The following is a 700-nucleotide window of genomic DNA, read 5'->3' as shown; positions in this document are numbered from 1 at the left end:
CTCAGGAAACCGAATTAACTAACCTATTTTCTTCTAGTTATATATTCGAATATCAAACCCACCATAACAAAAAAACCGAAAAAGGCTAGTGGAATCCATACAGGACTAAAAACCCAAATCCAACTCCAATAGATTGTTTTTGATATTTTTAAGGCTATAAAAATTATAGTTGGCACAAGTACTAGACCTGTGGCTATATCATCTGAATTGTCTTTATTTGTATTCATGTGATCTATTTTTATATTGTTTATAAATTGTTTTTATCCTGAAACAAAACCATTCGATATAAGTGGCTATGTCTTTTCGGTTAAATATTACTAGCAATATTGCCAGTAGTATTGAAATGCCATTACTTGACTGCATCTGTTGGAATTGCTTCGCTAAAAAATTCAAACTTATATCCTCCTGAAAACCCCACCGAAGACATTGATAGAGGTATATTTGTTTTAGTGCCATCGGAAGAAATTAATGCAGCTTCAATAAACCATGAGGAACGGGTAGGTTTGTAAGCGGCGGAAATTATTGCCACTCCATCAATAAATTCCTCATTTTTAGATTTAGCCGCTGCCTTTTGTAATTCAAGAACTCTTGAGCCTTTTAAATTACCTTTAGCATCTTTTTTAAGTAAACCGAAAAGCATTTCAACCAATTCCGCAGTTTCTTCATTTCTTGAAAGTGACGAAATGTAATTTTCTACTTT

1 protein-coding gene and 1 pseudogene are annotated in these 700 nt (G+C 33.0%); both read right to left on the bottom strand.

What is annotated here, in order from left to right; translation table 11 throughout:
* Nucleotides 1-23 precede the first annotated feature (23 nt).
* A complete protein-coding gene (locus GXM17_RS21425) occupies nt 24-227 on the bottom strand; it encodes a hypothetical protein (protein ID WP_163401545.1) in 204 nt (67 codons plus the stop codon).
* A gap of 122 nt (nt 228-349) precedes the next feature.
* Nucleotides 350-700, bottom strand: a pseudogene (locus tag GXM17_RS21420) (hypothetical protein); the annotation flags it as partial.

The organism is Flavobacterium fluviatile, from assembly GCF_010645065.1.
Lineage (GTDB): Bacteria > Bacteroidota > Bacteroidia > Flavobacteriales > Flavobacteriaceae > Flavobacterium > Flavobacterium fluviatile.
Note: the sequence above shows the minus strand (reverse complement) of the source record. Positions and strands in the feature narration are given on the sequence as shown.

Bases quoted from the DNA above. Each gene is read 5' to 3' on its own strand.
- GXM17_RS21425 (WP_163401545.1), bottom strand. From the start codon at position 227: ATGAATACAAATAAAGACAATTCAGATGATATAGCCACAGGTCTAGTA.